This window comes from Streptomyces sp. NPDC096013 (assembly GCF_044763565.1).
GTDB lineage: Bacteria > Actinomycetota > Actinomycetes > Streptomycetales > Streptomycetaceae > Streptomyces.
The window spans coordinates 227,444-243,673 of record NZ_JBIWGK010000008.1; the positions used below are offsets into that span (position 1 = coordinate 227,444).

The 16,230-nt window shown below is 71.5% G+C and carries 16 protein-coding genes; 8 read left to right on the forward strand and 8 right to left on the reverse strand.

All coding sequences use genetic code 11. The features are described from left to right. Positions 1-23 precede the first annotated feature (23 nt). Entirely contained in the window at positions 24-272 is a 249-nt protein-coding gene (locus tag ACIRB1_RS26750; protein ID WP_352179287.1) for a DUF2630 family protein, read from the forward strand. A gap of 196 nt (positions 273-468) precedes the next feature. On the opposite strand, the gene ACIRB1_RS26755 is transcribed toward ACIRB1_RS26750, so the two are convergent. From ACIRB1_RS26755 to ACIRB1_RS26775, 5 genes are all read right to left on the reverse strand, one after another. Continuing rightward, entirely contained in the window at positions 469-1,173 is a 705-nt protein-coding gene (locus tag ACIRB1_RS26755; RefSeq protein WP_403467254.1) for a Clp protease N-terminal domain-containing protein, read from the reverse strand. Positions 1,174-1,388: 215 nt separating this feature from the next. Continuing rightward, positions 1,389-2,105, reverse strand: coding sequence for an HAD family hydrolase (locus ACIRB1_RS26760; protein ID WP_403467255.1), 717 nt, complete (start codon positions 2,103-2,105; stop codon positions 1,389-1,391). Between the two features lie 195 nt (positions 2,106-2,300). Next, positions 2,301-2,945: a phosphatase PAP2 family protein gene (locus ACIRB1_RS26765; RefSeq protein ID WP_403467256.1), complete on the reverse strand. Its 645-nt coding sequence runs from the start codon at positions 2,943-2,945 to the stop codon at positions 2,301-2,303. A gap of 169 nt (positions 2,946-3,114) precedes the next feature. After that, entirely contained in the window at positions 3,115-4,050 is a 936-nt protein-coding gene (locus tag ACIRB1_RS26770) for a M56 family metallopeptidase (protein WP_403467257.1), read from the reverse strand. A 129-nt stretch (positions 4,051-4,179) separates the two neighbouring features. Continuing rightward, complete coding sequence (locus ACIRB1_RS26775; protein ID WP_403467258.1) at positions 4,180-4,785, reverse strand: DUF5134 domain-containing protein; 606 nt, start codon at positions 4,783-4,785, stop codon at positions 4,180-4,182. 165 nt (positions 4,786-4,950) lie between these two features. Between ACIRB1_RS26775 and ACIRB1_RS26780 the strand changes: the two genes are divergently transcribed. The 3 genes from ACIRB1_RS26780 to ACIRB1_RS26790 all read left to right on the forward strand — a co-directional run bounded on the left by ACIRB1_RS26780 (position 4,951) and on the right by ACIRB1_RS26790 (position 9,978). Continuing rightward, complete coding sequence (locus tag ACIRB1_RS26780; protein WP_403467259.1) at positions 4,951-6,636, forward strand: FUSC family protein; 1,686 nt, start codon at positions 4,951-4,953, stop codon at positions 6,634-6,636. Continuing rightward, a complete protein-coding gene (locus ACIRB1_RS26785) occupies positions 6,633-7,205 on the forward strand; it encodes a MarR family winged helix-turn-helix transcriptional regulator (protein ID WP_403467260.1) in 573 nt (190 codons plus the stop codon). Before ACIRB1_RS26780 ends, ACIRB1_RS26785 begins: the two co-directional genes overlap by 4 nt. A 115-nt stretch (positions 7,206-7,320) precedes the next feature. After that, positions 7,321-9,978: a cellulosome protein gene (locus ACIRB1_RS26790; protein ID WP_403467261.1), complete on the forward strand. Its 2,658-nt coding sequence runs from the start codon at positions 7,321-7,323 to the stop codon at positions 9,976-9,978. A 22-nt stretch (positions 9,979-10,000) separates the two neighbouring features. Here the strand turns inward: ACIRB1_RS26790 and ACIRB1_RS26795 are convergent, their stop codons facing one another. Beyond that, positions 10,001-10,756 carry a VOC family protein gene (locus ACIRB1_RS26795; RefSeq protein ID WP_403467262.1) on the reverse strand — a complete coding sequence of 252 codons (756 nt, stop codon included), beginning with the start codon at positions 10,754-10,756 and terminating at the stop codon, positions 10,001-10,003. A 97-nt stretch (positions 10,757-10,853) separates the two neighbouring features. Next, complete coding sequence (locus ACIRB1_RS26800) at positions 10,854-11,246, reverse strand: VOC family protein (protein WP_403467263.1); 393 nt, start codon at positions 11,244-11,246, stop codon at positions 10,854-10,856. Positions 11,247-11,323: 77 nt separating this feature from the next. On the opposite strand from ACIRB1_RS26800, the gene ACIRB1_RS26805 reads away from it, so the two are divergent. After that, the gene (locus tag ACIRB1_RS26805; RefSeq protein WP_403467264.1) at positions 11,324-11,863 is read left to right on the forward strand and encodes a GNAT family N-acetyltransferase; all 540 of its coding nucleotides are present in this window, start codon (positions 11,324-11,326) and stop codon (positions 11,861-11,863) included. 12 nt (positions 11,864-11,875) lie between these two features. Here ACIRB1_RS26805 and ACIRB1_RS26810 read toward each other — a convergent pair whose 3' ends face one another. Next, a complete protein-coding gene (locus tag ACIRB1_RS26810) occupies positions 11,876-12,559 on the reverse strand; it encodes a glycerophosphodiester phosphodiesterase (RefSeq protein ID WP_403467265.1) in 684 nt (227 codons plus the stop codon). Positions 12,560-12,975: 416 nt separating this feature from the next. Between ACIRB1_RS26810 and ACIRB1_RS26815 the strand changes: the two genes are divergently transcribed. The 3 genes from ACIRB1_RS26815 to ACIRB1_RS26825 are packed head-to-tail and all read left to right on the forward strand — an operon-like array spanning position 12,976 to position 16,225. Then, positions 12,976-14,373: a DUF6421 family protein gene (locus ACIRB1_RS26815; protein WP_403467266.1), complete on the forward strand. Its 1,398-nt coding sequence runs from the start codon at positions 12,976-12,978 to the stop codon at positions 14,371-14,373. A 38-nt stretch (positions 14,374-14,411) separates the two neighbouring features. Then, positions 14,412-15,158, forward strand: a complete 747-nt coding sequence (locus tag ACIRB1_RS26820) for an SDR family NAD(P)-dependent oxidoreductase (RefSeq protein ID WP_403467267.1) — start codon at positions 14,412-14,414, stop codon at positions 15,156-15,158. Further along, entirely contained in the window at positions 15,155-16,225 is a 1,071-nt protein-coding gene (locus ACIRB1_RS26825; RefSeq protein ID WP_403467268.1) for a threonine aldolase family protein, read from the forward strand. Before ACIRB1_RS26820 ends, ACIRB1_RS26825 begins: the two co-directional genes overlap by 4 nt. Positions 16,226-16,230: the final 5 nt, after the last annotated feature.

The window sequence follows — 16,230 nt, forward strand, 5'->3', positions numbered from 1 at the left end:
TCAAGCCGAGGAGGAGCACGGGCATGGGGCAAGACCAGCAGATCTTCGCGCGGATCAACGAGATGGTGGCCGACGAGCGCAAGCTCCGGGAGGCCGTCGCCTCCGGCGCCATCGACAGCGCGACGGAGCACGAGCGACTCGGGCAACTGGAACGCGAACTCGACCAGTGCTGGGACCTGTTGAGGCAGCGCCGCGCGAAGGCGGAGTTCGGTGAGAACCCGGACGAGGCGCGGGTGCGGCCGGAGTCCGAGGTGGAGGGGTATCAGGGGTGAGGTGACGGGGGAGTCGGCGAGTGGGCGACGGGGGAGCTTACGGGTGGCGCGATGGGTGAGCTGACGGGTGGGGTGGCCGCGCAGGCCGGCTCTCCGCGGCCACCGGTCGGTTCGTCGCCGTTCGTCCTTGCCGCTCGCTGGCGCCTGTTCTGACGGTGCCCGTGGTACCAGCGAGTTTCTGCGGCTCCTGCGGCTCTTATCGCTCGTCGCGTGTGATGAGCCGCTCGGCGATCGCGGTCTTCACCGTCTCCCGCAACTCGTCCTGCGTGAAGCCGAGTTCGCGCAGGATCAGTGCGGCCGGGCTCTCCTCGACGCGCATCAGGCCCAGCAGCATGTGCTCGGTGCCGACCCAGTCGTGGCCGAGGTCGGCCGCGGCGCGGCGGGCCTGCCCGATGGCCTCCTTGGAGTCCGCGTGGAACGCGATGTGACCGCGCGGTGCCTTTCGCCCGGCGGGCGGCATGGCCTCCTCGATCGCGTCGCGGACGCGCTGTTCCGACCCGGTCTTCGCGACCAGTACCTCGTAGGCCAGGCCCCGCGGTTCGCCGAGGAGACCGAGCAGGAGGTGTTCGGTGCCGATGGAGTCGTGCTTGTGGGTGCGGGCGGCTTCCTGGGCCAGCACGATGCCGTGCCGGTTCAGGTTGGTGAACCGCTCGAACGCGGCGGGTGTGTGGCGTTGTTGGGCGGCCTGCTTGGATACCCCGATGGCGTCGCCGATCTCGGTCCATGACGCGCCGGCCTGCTTGGCCTGGCTGACGTAGTGGTCGATGAGCTGGTCACCGAGGTCGGACAGGGTCTGGGCGCGCAGTCGTGCCTCGCTGATGCGGGCCAGTTCGTCGGAATGGGGCAGTTCCTCGTCGAGCCGGGCGATCAGATCGGCGAGGCTGATGTCGAGTGGGCTCATGCGTCAACTTTAGGTTGACGATCCCTGAGCGTCAACTTCTAATTGACGATTACTTTCGAGTCCCCGGGGGCCTCGACTTCGGGTCTGCGGAGGTCCCGGTTCCAGGTCTGCGGAGGCCCTGACATCGGGTCCGCGAAGGCCCCGGCTCCGGGTCCGCGAAGGCGCCAACTTCGGGTCCGGGAAGGCGCCAACCTCGGGCCCGCGGAGTTCCGGCATCACACCGGCGAGCGCCCGGAACGGCCCCGCCCGGCCAGCTCCAGCACCGGCCGCAGGCTGTCCGGCCGCTCCGACACCGGTCGGTGGTCCACGAAGTGCACCCCGCATCCCAGAGCCGCCGCCCCGCCGTCCGCCCGCCGGTCGTCGCCGACCATCAGCACGTCCTTCGGATCGACGCCGAGCGCCTCGCAGGCGACCGTGAACAGGCGCGGGTCCGGCTTCTGGATGCCGTGTTCGTACGACAGGACGTATGCGTCCACGTACGGATCGAGCCCGTGCTCGCGGAACACCGGCCGCAGATCCCAGCCGATGTTGCTGACCACGCCCACGCCGATGCCCCGCTCGTGCAGGGTCCGCAGCACGTCGGCCGCGTCCGGGTACGGAGTCCACGCGGCCGGCGTCATGTGCCGGTCGTACAGCGCGTCGTGCAACGCCGGGTCGGGGAGCGGGACTTGGCGGGAGACGCCGGTGTACGCGGCCCGGTGCAGCGCGGAGCTCTGGTCCCTGATCGCCCACATCTCCGCGAACTCCTCGGGCAGCCGCTCGGGTTGGGCTCCACCCGGCATCGCCCCCGCCGACTCCAACGCCCGCGCGGCCTCCACCAACTCCGGCTCGGGCAGCGCGATGTCGGCCTCGCGCACCACCGCGCGCAGCCAGGACTCGGTGGACTCGATGCGGAAGAGGGTCCCGGAGAAGTCGAAGAGAACGGCGTTCATGCGGTGATCCTACGCAGCCACGTTCCACTCGCCGGGAAAGGTAAGTGAAGGGCTCGACCAGTTCTGTCCGTGCCCGTGTGGCGAGCCAGGCGGCCAGGTCCCCGGGTGACCGTACGACCCGGCCCTGCGCACCCGGCCGTACCGTCCGCAGCGGCTCGGCCGGGCCGACGTAACCGTGCCGCCACCCGGCCGCGCTCACACCCGCCGCCGTTCGTACGCCGCTACGGCCGCCGTCACCACGAACGCGCCCAGAAGCCAGCCGCCCAGCACGTCCGACGCCCAGTGCACGCCGAGCCACACACGGGTCAGGCCCACACCGACGACGGAGATCACGGCCACGACCATGGCCGTACGCCACACCGCGCGTCCGGCGCCGTAGTGGTGGAGCAGCCACAGCAGCAGGCCGCAGACCACCGTGGCGGTCATGGCGTGGCCCGAGGGGAAGGCGGCGTAGTGGGCCGAGTCGACGGGGTCGGGCCAGACCGGGCGTGGGCGGTCGACCAGGGCCTTCAGGGTCTGCTGGAGCAGTGTGCCCAGCGCACATGTGGCCGCCAGCCATAGAGCTGTCCACCATGCTGAGCGCCGCCACACCAGCCACACCATGGCAGCCACACACACCAGGCGCATCGTCAGCGGGTCCCAGACCCAGTCCGTCAGAATGCGGAACGCATGCGTCAGCCCGCGCTCCTCCACGGCCCAGCGGTGCGTGGTCCGGGCGATCCGCTCATCGGCGTCGATCAGCGGACGCCACTCGACCGCGACCAGGGTGAGGAGCAGCGCGGAGCACAGGCCCAGGGTCGCGCCGGTCTGCGGGACGGTCGGGCGGGTGGGGGAGCGCATGGAACGATCCTCGCCGAAGCCCGGCACGCGGAGCCGAACGCTGTGCGGAGCGGGCCGTGTCGTGGCGTGCGTAGGGCGATGGTCTTCCTGCCGTGCGCTTCTCCATCGGCCGGTTCGCCTCCGTGCGCCTCTCCATTGGCCGGCTCTCCTCCGGCCGCCCCGGTGTTCCTCAGCCGAGCGCCCGCAACCCCGGCACGAACGCCACCAGTACCGGCACCACCGGCACCAGCGCCGCCGTCGCGGTCAGTCCCACGCGGCGCAGGGCCGTGAGCCGGTCCGGGGGAGTGAGCAGCCGGTTCACCCGCTGCGGCACATGGGCGTGCGGGGTGGGGCAGGGGCCGAACACCCCGCGGTCCTCGTTGAGTTCGACCAGTGCGAGGGCGGTCGTCAGACGGCCGAAGCGGCGGGAGGCCATGTCGTCGGCGGCGAGTTCGACCAGCCGGTGCATCTCGTCCCGGAACGCGGCGAACACCGGTACCTGCGGGAACCCGTTCGCGAGAGCGCCCGAGCAGTGCAGCAGCCAGTCGTGCCGGGCCTGCGCGTGCCCCTGTTCGTGCGCGAGCAGCGAGTCCAGCTGGCGCCCCTTGAGCCGTCTCAACGCGGCCGTGGTGATGACCAGTTGAGGCGCGGCACCGGCCATCCACCAGGCGTCGGGGCGCTCCCCCTCCAGGATGACCAGCGGCTCGGCACCGGGCTCCTCGCCGGGCAACACCGGTGCGCGTACGAGGAGTTCGGCCCGTCGTCGGCGCCGTCGCGTCCGGGCCCGTAGGACTTCACGGACCAGCATCGCGGCGGTCCAGGCGCCGCCGCACGCGAGGGCGACCGCGGTGGCGGCGGCCCAAGGGCCCGTCGTCACCAGGGGATAGGCGTCCACGACCCCGTGCGGGGCGTTGGCGAACACATGGCCGCGTACCGCCTGCCACGCGGCGGCAGCGCTCAGCGTCATCGACAGGGCGCAGCACAGGAGGACGGCCGCGACCACGCACTGCCACACCCACAGCGCGAGCACCGGTTCGTGGTCCGGCCAGTCGGCCCGGGCGAGCAGCCGTGGGGCGACGACGGCGGCCAAGGCGCCGAGCAGCAACAGTGCCGCGGGGACCATCATGGGAGCACCCTATGAGCGCCGCGGCGATCAGGGGTACGGCTTGTCACGGCAAAGTGACGCAGACCACGATCTCGTACCACGGTATCCGCGCCGCCCCGCCCCGGCGGACGCCGCGGCCTCGCTCCCTGCTCAGAGCGTCAACAGCATCGCGACCATGCCGATCCCCATCGACAGCCGGCACGCCCGCGCCAACTCCGGCCGGTCGCCCCACCCGACGCTCCCGCGACCGCCGATCGCGCCGCCGACCCCACCGCCGACCGCGCCGGTCACGGGTATCAGCCGGATGCCCGACAGCAGCACGTATCCCACGAAGTAGAGGAGCAGCACGCCGGTGACGAGCGGGACTCCGGAGTCGCCGTGCTCGTGGTGGTGGTGCGCGGGCGACGCGGCCATCGCGAGCGCCATGTAGACCATGGCCGCGGTGCCCAGCAGGTGGTGCAGGTGATGAGGGGTTCTGCGGGCGCCCCACAGGGCGCGCAGCGCCGCCGCGCCGAACACTCCCGCGTAGACGGGCCATGCCCACGACGGCGGGGTGAACACCGCGGCCGGCACGGCCATCGCGGCCATGCCGAAGCCCATCAGCGCCTCGCCGCCCGCGGCCCGGCGCTGCTCCTCGACGGGGCTGCGCATCCGCAGCAGGCAGTAGGCCCCGGTCGCCGCGCACAGCGCGACCAGCAGCCAGCCGGGCGAAGCCGGTCCACCATGCACGCGCATCCCCCGTTCCGCCTCGGACATCGCTCTCCGTCGACGTTCGGTCACAGGATGCCCGGGCCGCGCGGGGCGCAACCGAGCGCAACGGAGTACACGGGGAGCACTGGACGGAGCGCGCAGGTCGGCGAGGCGTCGGTGGCGGCCCGTCGGAATGTTTCACGAGTAAAACACCTGCTAAGCTTATGTTCCATGAGCAGTGCGACCCCCGCCCCCACCCGACGCGTCCGACGCCTCCCGCTCGCCGACGTGCTGCGCCTCGGCCGGCCCTCCGACATCTGGTTCAAGCCCGCGCTCAGCGCGGTCGCCTCGGTCGCGCCGCCCAACCTGACCCTGCTGGCCCTCGGCCGCCTCGACCTCGCGATGTACACGATGGCGGGCTCCCTGTGCGCGCTCTACGCCCACAACAAGCCGTACGCCGCCCGGGCCCGCGCCCTGGTGTGGGTGGTGCTCGGCATGATCGGCGGACTCGCCGTCGCGCTGGTCACCGCCTCCCTCACCACCAACGCCGTCGTACTCGTCACGGTCGGCGCCGCCCTGGCCGCCGTACAGAAGGGACTGTGCGACGCGACCCGGATCGGGCCGCCCGGCAACGTCGTCCTCACCTTCATCAGCTCCGCCTCGCTCTTCGCACCGCAGACACTCGGCCAGGTCCCCGGTCACCTCGCCCTGGCCGTCGTCGCGGGCGTCTGGGCCTGGCTCGTCGGCATGGCACCCGCCCTCGTCCGGCCGCACGGCCCCGAGCGCCGGGCCACCGCCCACGCGCTGAACGCGGCCGCGACGTACGCCGCCGCGCCCGGCACCGAGGACACCGCCCACGCACGCGCGCGTGCCGCCGCGGCGGCCGCCATTCACGCCGCCTGGCAGTCCCTCCTCGCGACCGGCGCCCGCACCGCGCCCCGGATCGCCCTCGAACGTCTCGTCGTCCGCGCCGAGGTCGCGCTCGCCGCGCCCGCGGACGCCGACCCGGAGCGACTGCGCGCCTGGGCCCGCGACCTGCGCGGCAGGGGACCGGTCCCGCGGACGGACGACCCGGCCGTGGCCGAACTGCTCGGTGTGGACGCCGAACTCGCCGCCCCCGCACGGCCGTTGTGGTCCAGGCTCGGTCCGTTGACCCCGCTCGTGCTGCGCACGGCGATCGGCTGCGCGCTCGCCGGATACGTCTCGCTCGCGCTCGGCGTCGGCCGCCCCTACTGGGCGCTGGTCACCGCGGCCTCCCTCTACCAGGCCAACATCACCCTCACCTGGGGCCGTGGCGTGCAGCGGGTCGTCGGCAACCTCGCGGGCGTGCTCGTGTTCGCCGCGGTCGTGCCGTTCGCGCACGCCCATCCCGCGGCCCTCGTGCTGTGCTGCCTCGCCTTCAACTTCGGCGCCGAGGCGCTGATCGGCCGCAACTACTGGCTCGGCAGTGTCTGTGTGACCCCGATGGCGCTGCTCATCACGGAGTTCGCCCGCGCGCAGCAGCCCGGTGAGCTGATCACCGAGCGGATCGTCGACACCCTCGTCGGCGCTCTGGTCGGACTCGCCGCCGCGGCCGTCGTCACCAACCGCCGTGCGACGGACCGTATCGAGGAGGCACTGACCGCCGTGGAACAGGCCCGTGAGCGGGCCGCGCGTCTCCTGGCCGAGCCCGCTCCCGCGCCCGGAACCCTGGAATCCGCGCACCGAGCGCTCGCCGCCGCGCTGGTCGAGCTGCGCGCCACGGTCGACGCCGCGTCCGGCGAGTGGTGGCAGCGCGCCCTGCCGCAGGAGCGGGTCGTGTTCGCCGAGCGGTCCGGACACCGTACGCTCGCCGCGACGGTACGATGCCGGGAGTCGCACTCCTGGCCGGCCGCGGATCGGCGCACGGGCGGAAAGACGGAGGGCGTACGGGGATGACGGCGATGAACGGACGGCCGGTCGACGGGGACGGCGCGGCCCGCCCGACCCCTCCGAGCGCGACCCGGCGGGACACCGTCGCCGCCGTCGTCGGGCAGTGGCAGACCGTGCACCCCGACCTCGACACCGGCCCGATGGAGATCATCGGCCGGATCAACCGGTGCGCCGCCCTGCTCCAGCAGGCCGAGGACGCGCCGCTGCGCCGGGCCGGGCTCAGCCGCCCCGAGTTCGACCTGCTGGGCGCGCTCCGCCGCACCGGGCACGAGCTGACGCCGAGCGAGCTGACCCGGGAGACCTTCTCCTCGGGCGCCGCCGTCACCAAACGCCTCAAGCTGCTGACCGAACGCGGACTGGTCGAGCGGCGCAATGACACCCGCGACCGGCGCGTCGCCCACGTCCGCCTCACGGACGCGGGCCGCGACCTCGTCGACGCGATCCTGCCCGAGCAGCTCGCCTACGAGACCACCGTGCTATCCGGTCTCGACACCCCCGGACAGGACGAACTCGCCTCCCGGCTCGGCGAGTTGCTGGTCCAGCTGGAAGGCCGGATGGGCATGCTGCGCGTCTGAGCGGCCCGCGCGGGCGCCGGGGGCCGTTGACGCGAACCGGGTGACTCTCTACGTTCGACCAGATCGGTTCGGGAAACCGACTGATGTACGGGATGTCGAACAAGGGACTGATGCCGTGGCAGCCGAAGCCTCCGCCGCGCCTGTATCCGGGAAGCTCACCATCGACCTCGGCACGGACACGGGCCCCTTCCACGGCGGCGCGAGCGGCACGCTGTACGGCCTGTACGGCGACGGCGTCCCCACCCGCACCGCCGTCGAGGGCATGTACGTCCGCACGGTCGCCACCAAGGCCCAGGACGGCATCCAGCACCCGGGCGCCGACGCCCTGGAGATCCTGCGCCCCTTCGTCGAGGCGGGCGGCCAGGACGTCTACGTCTACATGACCGACATCTACCGCGGCTTCCCCTATGAATGGCCCGGCGCCACCGGTGCCGAACGCCTCGCCGACTTCACCGCGCGCATCCGCCGCCAGGTGGAGCAGGTGCTGACGCTCGGCGCGTACAAGTCCCATGTCGTGTACGTCCCGTTCAACGAACCCGAGGGCAACATGTTCGGGACGGAGGAGTGGAGCTACGACCGGACCTCCTGGCGCACCGACCCGCACCAGTACTTCACCGCCTGGCGCGACATCTACCGCCTGATCAAGGAACTCGACCCGGGCGCCCGCATCGCCGGCCCCAACACCTGCCTCCTGTACGACGAGGTGAGGGGCTTCCTGGAGTTCGCCGAGGCCGAGGACGTCCTGCCCGACGTCATCACCTGGCACGAGCTGACCACGCCCGACGAGATCCGCACGAGCGTCGCCAAGTACCGCGCGCTGGAACGGGAGTTGGGCATCGGCCCACTGCCCGTCAACATCAACGAGTACGCCCACAACTACCACTTGTCCGTCCCCGGCCAGATGATCCAGTGGATCGCCGCCATTGAGGAGTCCAAGGTCGACGCCGACATGGCGTACTGGAACATCGACGGCAACCTCAACGACTCGGTGGTGGAGGCCAACAAGGGCAACGGCCAGTGGTGGCTGTTCAACGCCTACGGTCAGTTCACCGGCAACACGGTCAAGGTCAACGCCCCTTACCCCAACGTCCAGTACACGCTTCAGGGCGTCGCCGCCCTCGACCGCGCCAAGCGCCAGGCACGGGTCCTGCTCGGCGGCGCGGGCGGATCGGCGGACGTCGTCTTCGCGCACGTCGACCCCGGGATCTTCGGTACGACCGTCCACGCGCGGCTCCTGGAGATCCCCTGGACCGGCCAAGTCGGCTCCTCCGCGCAGCCGTTGAGGCTCGCCGATCACGAACTCCCTGTCGTGGACGGCACAGTGACGCTCCGTCTGTCCGACCTGGAGGAGATGTCGGCGTACCAGGTGATCCTGTCACCGGGCGGCAACGGGGCCGCGGCGCTGCCCCCTTCGGTCGGCTGGCGGCGCTCGTACCAGGCCGAGGACGCCGCCTACATCGGTGACGGCCATTCCCTGAACGGTCCCGAGGGCTCCCCGTCCGACGTCGACAGGTTCGCGGGCTCGACCGGCTACCACGTGGGCGGACTCCGGACCGGTTCCGGCAGCGTGCTCGTCTTCTCCGTGGAGGTCCCGCGGGACGGGACGTACGACGTGCGGGTCTTCGCCAACTCCTACAACCTGGCCGACGCGGTGCGCGAGCAGGGTCCCACCAACGTCTTCCTCCGCGTCGACGGCGACGATCCGCGGGAACTCCGGCTGCCGCTCGCCTACAAGTGGGCGGTGTGGGGCCACACCGACACCCAGGTCGAGCTGACCGCCGGGGCGCACTCGATCACCCTCGCCGCCGAGGACCCCGACCTCGGCGTCACACACGGCGACGCGGTCGTCGACCGGCTCGACCTCGCCCTGCGCGACGACCAGGTGACCGCACCCGCGCTGTACGACGCGGAGTTCGCGGCCCTGGGCGGCGGCGCACGCGTCGACTACGGGCAGCGCGGTGCCTCGGGTCCCGGGGTCGCCGTACTGCCCCGGGGCGGCACCGCCACCTTCTGGGTGCACGCGGCGGACGACGGGGAGGCGACCGTGACCGTCGACCGGATCGGCCCGGGGGAGGGTGAGTTGACGGTCAACGGCGAGAGCGTGGGGAGGGTTGGCGGAGAGGACGTGGGAACCGCGGATGGAGAGGGCGTGGGAATCGCGGATGGCGAGGACGTGGGGAGTGTCGAACGATCCGGCGTTCCCCTGTTCCTCGCGGCGGGCATCAACAAGATCACCGTCACCGCCACTTCGGACTCCCTCGTCCTGGACCGCCTCCGCACAGGACCCTCACGCGGGCTCCTCCCCACCTCGACGCATCCGGCCGAGAGCGGCACCACGACCGGCGGCGCGCGAGTCACCGGCGCCCACACGTTCGCCACGGGCGGCAAGGCGGTCGACGGCATCGGCGGCGGCCCCGCGAACGCGCTCACGCTCACCGTGACGGCGGAGCGGGCCGGCCGACACGCGCTCACGATCCGCTACTCCAACGGCGAACAGGCGCCCGCCACCCACTACAACCCGGACCCGGTCTGCCGTCACGCGGACATCGCGGTCAACGGGGGCACTCCCCGGCGCGTGCTCTTCCCGACCACCTTCCACTTCAACAACTTCCACGACCTCTCGGTCCCGCTCACGCTCGACGAGGGCGCCAACACCCTCACCTTCACCGCCGACGAACTGCCGGACCACGACGGCCACTCCAGGAACCAGTACGGCCAACGCTCCGCGCACGCACCGGTGATCGACACCGTGACGGTGACGCGGCTGGCCTGAGGACGGGACGCGGGCGGGTGGCTCAGCGTTCCTCGTACACCCCGAACACCGCGCCCTGCGGGTCCCGCAGCACCGCGATCCGCCGCACGTCGGCGATGGACGTCGGCTCCATCAGGACCGTGCCGCCCGCGCCGGACGCCACGGCGGCGGTGGCGTCGGCGTCGGCCACCGCGAAGTACGGCAGCCAGTGCGGAGTCACCTCCGGCGGGAACTTCGCGTCCATCGTCATCATGCCGCCGAAGTCGGCGCCGTCGATGCCCCACTGCGGGTACTGGTCCGAGGGACGTACGGTCCAGCCGAACACCGTCGTGTAGAAGACCTCCGAGCGCTCGGGCGCCCGGGTCAGCAGCTCCACCCAGCCCAGCGCGCCGGGCGCGTTGAACAGCCCGGCGCCCGGGAAGGTCCGCGCCTGCCACATCTGGAACGCCGCGCCGCCCGGGTCGAGCGCGACCGCGAAGCGCCCGATGTCGAACACGTCGACCGGTTCCATCAGCAGCGTCCCGCCCGCCGCTCGCACCGCCTCCGCCGTCGCGTCGGCGTCCGTCACCGCGAAGGACACGTTCCACGCCACCGGCTGCGACTCCTGGAACAGCGGGGTCAGCGCCGCGACCGCCGCGTCCCCGACGTGCGCGACCGTGTAACCGCCCGCCTCCGGCCGGGGATCGGTCTCCGTACGCCAGCCGAACACGGCCGAGTAGAACCCCTTGGCCGCCTCCGGATCACTGGTCCCGAGCTCGGTCCAGCAGGGTCCGCCGGGCACCGGCCTGTCGAGCTTCATGGCGTTCCTTCCGCAGAAAGCTCCCCTCCCAGCACGCTAAGCCCGGCCCGCGACCCCGGCCATCCGGCGCGGAAAGGGCGCCCCGGCCGTTGTGGACCTAGATGCCGGGGCGGTAGCGCAGCGGATGGTCCGCCGGTACCTCCACCACGACGATCCGGGTTCCGTCCGGGTCCGTGATCCACATCTCGATCAGGCCCCAGGGCTCCTTCAGCGGTGGCCGGACGATCTCGACGCCCTTCGCCCGCAGTTCCTCGTGCGCGGCGCCCGCGTCCTCGACCTGGAGCCACAGCCGTACGGCGGGGGAGGGCGGGGTGTCGGAGCGGCCCGAGACCTCCAGGAAGCCGCCGCCGAGGAAGTAGACGGTTCCGCGGTCCGGGCCCGTGCCGAACTCGCGGGAGACGGGCAGGGCCAACTGCTCGCCGTAGAAGGCCCGGGAGCGGTCGGGATCGGTGGGGCGCAGCAGGACGCGGCTGCTCAGTACGTGCACCATGCGGCTGGAGCCTAATAACCGGGGCCGGGTTACCCTCGTCTCTGCCTGAGCCGCGCCCTGATCGGAGTAGTGCACCCATGGACACCGCCGCCACCGGACTGACCTTCCGCGACGCCACCGACGCCGATGTGGACGCCCTGGTCATGCTGATCGAGTCGGCGTACCGGGGAGACGCCAGCCGGGCCGGCTGGACCACCGAGGCGGACATCCTCGAAGGGCAGCGGACCGACCCCGAGGGTGTGCTGGCGGTCATCAAGTCGGACGACAGCCGGCTGCTGACCGTCGAGCGCGACGGTGACGTGGTGGCCTGTTGTCAGCTCGAACACCGGGGTGAGCACGCCTACTTCGGGATGTTCGCCGTCAGCCCGCGGCTCCAGGGCGCGGGCCTTGGCAAGGTCATCATCGCGGAGGCGGAGCGCACGGCGCGGGAGACCTGGGGGGTGCGGGAGATGCACATGACCGTGATCTCCGTACGGAACGACCTCATCGCCTGGTACGAGCGGCGCGGCTATCGCCGTACGGGCCGGATGACCCCGTTCCCGTACGGCGACGAGCGGTTCGGTGTTCCGCAGCGCGACGACCTCCAGTTCGAGCTGCTGGTCAAGGAACTCGCTTAGGCGTCACGGCCGTTACGCCGTGAAGCGGCCGGTGCGTTTGATCTCCGGGTAGTCGGTGGTCGCGCCGTCCAGGCCCAGGGCGCGGACCAGGCGCAGCTGGTCCTGGGTGTTCACCACCCAGCCGATGATCCTCAGGTCCGCCTTGCGGGCCGCCTCGACGACCTCCAGGGTGAGGCGCCGGATGTTGAGACAGACCGTCCCGGCACCGGCCTCGGTGGCGCGCTCCACCACCTCGGGGCCGAACCGACTGGCGATCAGCGCGGTCCGTACGCCGGGCACCAGACGGGAGATCTCGGCGATCGCCTCGTCGTGGAACGAGGACACCTCGACCCGCTCGACGAGGCCGCGCCGGTGCATGACCTCGGCCAGCGCCCGTGCCGCCGCCAGGTCCTTGATCTCGGCCTGGATCGGCGACCCGACCGCGTCCAGGACCTCTTCGAAGACGGGGACGCGCTCGCCGCGGCCCGCGTCCAGGGTGCGCAGCTCGCCGAGGGTCCGCTCGGCGATCGGGCCGGTCCCGTCGGTCGTGCGGTCCACGTCGGCGTCGTGCATGACGACGAGGGCGCCGTCCTGGCTCAGATGCAGATCGAGTTCGATGACATCGAGGCCGGCCTGCTCGGCGGCGACGAAGGAACGGAGCGTGTTCTCGGGTTCGAGACCCATGACTCCGCGGTGACCGATGGTAAGGAAGTTCAAGGTTCAACTCGCTTCCGTCGACGGCGGCTCGGCCTGCGCGCGTGAGCGCGGCCGGACATCGGCGTCCACGCGGCAGAGCCGCAGCCTAATGGCCGGGCCCGGCGATGTACCCGCGCGTACACGGGGGATCGGGGGTGACGGCGGGGGTGTTCCCGGAACGCACCGCCCGCCGCCGTCGTCCGGCCGTAGGCGAGTCCGGTGGGCCCTGGCCGAAAGCGGCCCCCGGCGGCCCTTGATCACAGGCGCCGATCTTCTTACCCCGCCACGGCGGAAGTAATCGCCCTTTGTGTGTCCGGCAGGAAAAAAGTCGGTGACGCACAAGAGGTGCAGGATAATTTGCGGAGCCCTGCCTTGCTAGGGGAAACCATGAACGCATACGGTGTCCATACGCGAGGTTCTCCCGTGGAGGATGGGACATGACGGAAATTCTTGTGCAGGTGGGTTCGGAGCAGGGGCTTCCTCCCGTGACCAGGGTGGTGGAGCATCCGGCGTGGCCCGTGCTCAAGGATGCCGTGGAGCGGATCCGGCCATGGCAGTCGAAGGACGGCTCGATCGACTTCGCGGCCGAGGGTGCCCCGGCCCGCACGGAGGCCGAGTCCGCGGTGCGCCGGGTGACCGGCGCGGTGGAGGAGCTCTCCCCGCTGCTCCCGCACGACGCCGCCTACCACGCGGCGCTCGTCAGGGACCTGGGCCGGTGGGCCGAGGACGGCTTCCAGGTGCCCGACTTCCTCGACTCGCTGCTGGCCTTCCAGCCCGCCGCGAACCGCCGGGACGGACTCCAGCACCTGGTCGTCTTCCCGATGTACACGCAGAACGGCAACCCGGACCGCAACCTCGAAGCGGTCGTCCTGCGCATGGTCTGGCCCGACTGGCTGGCCGAGCTGGAGGCGACCCGCTACGACAACCCGCTGTTCTGCGGCATCACCTTCGAGGACTTCACCTCCGGCTACGACACCAACTCGGCCGTCCTCTTCCCGGAGACCATCGCCGTACGACAGGCGCCGGAACGATTCTCCTGGGGCGGTATCTTCTGCGACCGCGAGGCCGCCCGCTTCCGCCGGGTCACCGAGGCCGCCGTCGGCATCCTGGGCATGCGCCTGCCCGAGGACGTCGCCACGATGGTCGACGACCAGAAGCGCTGCGAAGAGGCCTTCGTCCTGTGGGACATGGTCCACGACCGCACCCACAGCCACGGCGACCTGCCCTTCGACCCGTTCATGATCAGGCAGCGCCAGCCGTTCTGGATGTACGGCCTCGAAGAGCTGCGCTGCGACCTCACCGCCTTCAAGGAGGCCGTGAAGCTGGAGGCCGACGGCGTCCCGCAGGCCCGTGACGTGCAGTACGCGGTCCTCTTCGACCGCATGTTCCGCTTCCCGGTCACCGGCGAACGCGTCCGCAACTACGACGGTCTCGGCGGCCAGCTCCTCTTCGCCTACCTGCACCAGCACGACGTCGTCCGCTGGACCGACAACACCCTGCACATCGACTGGCAGCGCGCCCCCGAGGTCACCAACCAGCTGTGCGCCGAGATCGAGGACCTCTACCGCGCGGGCATCGACCGCCCCAAGCTCGTCCACTGGTTCAAGGCCTACGAGCTGGTCGCGACCTACCTCGCCCCGCACCCCGGCTCCCGCTGGGCCAAGGGCCCGGACGCGCTGGACCTGAGTCTGCCGCCGCGGAAACTCGTGGATGACGTGCTTCCGGACGAGTTTCCGCTGAGCATGTTCTATGAGGCACTCTCCAAGAAGCTGAAGAACGTGATCGCGTCCACGCGGGGTATCACTGCGGAGAGCGCAGAGCGGATCGCCGCGTGAGCGGCCGTAGGACCGAAGTGGCTCAGGAGGCGAGGACCATGGGGAACGGGGCGCTGGACGGCGCGGTGATCGCGGTGGCGGGAGCGGGCGGGCCGGCGGGCCGGGCCGTGCTGCTGCGGCTGGCCGAGGCGGGTGCGACCGTCATCGGGGCCGACGCGCATCCCGAACGCCTGGCGGAGGCCGTGGACGCGGCCCGCTACGCGCACGGCGGCGCGACCGTCGTGGGCGACACCGTCGACCTGCTCGACCCGCAGGCGACGCGTGACTGGGCCGAGCACATCGAGAAGGACTTCGGCCGCGTCGACGGCCTGGTCCACCTCGTCGGCGGCTGGCGCGGCAGCGCGTCCTTCACCGACACCGACCTCGCCGACTGGGACCTGCTGGAGAAGCTCCTCATCCGCACCGTCCAGCACACCTCCCTGGCCTTCTACGACGGCCTGGAGCGCAGCGACCGCGGGCGCTACCTCCTGATCAGCGCGGCGGGCGCGAGCAAGCCCACGGCGGGCAACGCGGCGTACTCCGCGGCCAAGGCCGCCGCCGAGGCCTGGACCCTCGCCATGGCCGACGGCTACCGCAAGGCCGGCGGCGAGGACGGGCCCAGCTCCGCCGCCGCCGTCATGGTGGTCAAGGCGCTGGTGCACGACGCGATGCGTGCCGAACGCCCCAACGCGAAGTTCGCGGGCTTCACCGACGTCAAGGACCTCGCCGAGGCCATCGCCGGCGTCTGGGACAAGCCCGCCACCGAAGTGAACGGAAACCGTCTGTGGCTGACCGAGAAGCCGTGAACCCTCCGAAGACCGACGCCCGTCGCCACCACGACCCGGAGATCCGCGGCTTCGCCAGCGACAACTACGCCGGCGCCCACCCCGAGGTGCTCGCCGCCCTCGCCCTCGCCAACGGCGGCCACCAGGTCGCCTACGGCGAGGACGCGTACACGGAGAACCTCCAGGGCATCATCCGCAGCCACTTCGGGGCCACGGCGGAGGCGTTCCCGGTCTTCAACGGCACCGGCGCGAACGTCGTCGCCCTCCAGGCGGTCACCGACCGCTGGGGCGCGGTGATCTGCGCCGAGAGCGCGCACATCAACGTCGACGAGGGCGGCGCCCCCGAGCGCATGGGCGGCCTGAAACTCCTCACGGTGCCGACCCCGGACGGCAAGCTCACGCCCGACCTGATCGACCGGCAGGCCTTCGGCTGGGACGACGAGCACCGCGCCATGCCGCAGGTCGTCTCGATCACCCAGAGCACCGAACTCGGCACGCTCTACACGCCGGACGAGATCCGCGCGATCTGCGACCACGCCCACGCGCACGGCATGAAGGTCCACCTCGACGGCTCCCGGATAGCCAACGCGGCGGCCTCCCTGAACGTCCCGATGCGGACGTTCACCAACGCGGTCGGCGTCGACATCCTCTCCCTGGGCGGGACGAAGAACGGCGCGATCTTCGGCGAGGCGGTCGTCGTCATCAACCAGGACGCCGTCAGCCACATGAAGCACCTGCGCAAGCTGTCCATGCAGCTCGCCTCCAAGATGCGCTTCGTCTCCGTGCAGTTGGAGGCGCTGTTCGCGAAGGACCTGTGGCTGCGCAACGCCCGCCACGCCAACGAGATGGCCCAGCGCCTCGCCGAGGGCGTGCGCGCGGTGCACGGCGTGGAGATCCTCCACCCCGTGCAGGCCAACGGCGTCTTCGCGCGCCTCCCGCACGACGTGAGCGAGCGCCTGCAAAAGCGCTTCCGGTTCTACTTCTGGGACGAGGCCGCCGGAGACGTCCGCTGGATGTGCGGCTTCGACACCACCGAGGACGACGTGGACGCGTTCGTGGCGGCGCTCAAGGAAGAGATGGCCCGCTAGGCCGT

Bases quoted from the DNA above. Each gene is read 5' to 3' on its own strand.
- ACIRB1_RS26750 (WP_352179287.1), top strand. From the start codon at position 24: ATGGGGCAAGACCAGCAGATCTTCGCGCGGATCAACGAGATGGTGGCC.
- ACIRB1_RS26755 (WP_403467254.1), bottom strand. From the start codon at position 1,173: ATGAGCCCACTCGACATCAGCCTCGCCGATCTGATCGCCCGGCTCGAC.
- ACIRB1_RS26760 (WP_403467255.1), bottom strand. From the start codon at position 2,105: ATGAACGCCGTTCTCTTCGACTTCTCCGGGACCCTCTTCCGCATCGAG.
- ACIRB1_RS26765 (WP_403467256.1), bottom strand. From the start codon at position 2,945: ATGCGCTCCCCCACCCGCCCGACCGTCCCGCAGACCGGCGCGACCCTG.
- ACIRB1_RS26770 (WP_403467257.1), bottom strand. From the start codon at position 4,050: ATGATGGTCCCCGCGGCACTGTTGCTGCTCGGCGCCTTGGCCGCCGTC.
- ACIRB1_RS26775 (WP_403467258.1), bottom strand. From the start codon at position 4,785: ATGTCCGAGGCGGAACGGGGGATGCGCGTGCATGGTGGACCGGCTTCG.
- ACIRB1_RS26780 (WP_403467259.1), top strand. From the start codon at position 4,951: ATGAGCAGTGCGACCCCCGCCCCCACCCGACGCGTCCGACGCCTCCCG.
- ACIRB1_RS26785 (WP_403467260.1), top strand. From the start codon at position 6,633: ATGACGGCGATGAACGGACGGCCGGTCGACGGGGACGGCGCGGCCCGC.
- ACIRB1_RS26795 (WP_403467262.1), bottom strand. From the start codon at position 10,756: ATGAAGCTCGACAGGCCGGTGCCCGGCGGACCCTGCTGGACCGAGCTC.
- ACIRB1_RS26800 (WP_403467263.1), bottom strand. From the start codon at position 11,246: ATGGTGCACGTACTGAGCAGCCGCGTCCTGCTGCGCCCCACCGATCCC.
- ACIRB1_RS26805 (WP_403467264.1), top strand. From the start codon at position 11,324: ATGGACACCGCCGCCACCGGACTGACCTTCCGCGACGCCACCGACGCC.
- ACIRB1_RS26815 (WP_403467266.1), top strand. From the start codon at position 12,976: ATGACGGAAATTCTTGTGCAGGTGGGTTCGGAGCAGGGGCTTCCTCCC.
- ACIRB1_RS26820 (WP_403467267.1), top strand. From the start codon at position 14,412: ATGGGGAACGGGGCGCTGGACGGCGCGGTGATCGCGGTGGCGGGAGCG.